We start from the raw sequence: 960 nt of genomic DNA, 5'->3' as shown, positions 1-960 counted from the left end.
GATACAGACAACGACAGCGAAGAACTGGCAGCTACACCAAAAGCCGTCAAAGCCGTCATGGACGAGACGAAAACAAAAGCGCCACTGGACAGCCCGGCGTTCACCGGCACGCCAACCACACCAACCCCACCGGACGATGCAGTCGGTCTGGAAACCGCGAACGCGGCATTTGTCCGCAAATTGCTTGCCGCACTGGTTGATTCGTCGCCGGAAGCCCTTGACACGCTGAACGAGCTGGCAGCGGCGCTGGGCAATGACCCGGAGTTTGCGACAACAATCATGAACGCGCTGGCGGGTAAACAACCACTCAGTGACGTGTTAACCGCAATCAGTAATCTGGAAGAACGGGCGGATAAGCTTCTGTGCTTTAATCAGGACGGGAATGCTTCACTGTCTCCGCTGTCAGAAAAAGCCCGGTCACTGCTGGCACAGGCCACAGTGGAAACCATGCGCAATGAGCTTGAGCTGAAAAGCGCAGCGGTAAGGGACATTCAGACAGACCTTTACGACAGCTCGGAAGGCCGCGTTGCGCTGCCTGGTGCATTTGGTTACGGAATGACGGACGCCGGAGCGCGTTCAATCATTGCCAGCGATATGGCGACTGTAGCCAGAACTGCGCACAACCTGCACCCGGGACGGTATTACACCTTTTCCACACAAACGGAAGAAACAACCGGAATAACAGAAATTATCTGGCTGGATAACAACTGGGGCGACAAAACCAGCCAGACAGCAACAAAGCTGGTTCTGTTTTTTGGAAAAGACGGACGGATTCTTATGACCGTTCGTGGCGATAATATCTCCGCCCCGGTCACCTGGACGAATCTGACGCCACAACTTGGCAATGCAGCACAGAAGGATGCACAGGAGAATATTTACGACCGCACCGAAGGTCGACTGGCGATTCCCGGCATGTTCGGGTTCGGGAGTAAATTTTTTCTCAGCGACAGGACAGAGTTT

General features: G+C 54.4%; 1 protein-coding gene. It reads left to right on the top strand.

Going from position 1 to position 960, the window contains the following annotated elements:
* A partial coding sequence (locus A9587_RS24210) for a tail fiber protein (protein WP_172955472.1) occupies positions 1 to 960 on the top strand: 960 nt, incomplete at both ends.

This window comes from Escherichia sp. MOD1-EC6162, assembly GCF_002965125.1.
GTDB classification, from domain to species: Bacteria; Pseudomonadota; Gammaproteobacteria; order Enterobacterales; family Enterobacteriaceae; genus Escherichia; species Escherichia marmotae.
This window is presented reverse-complemented; position numbering and strand designations above follow the sequence as displayed.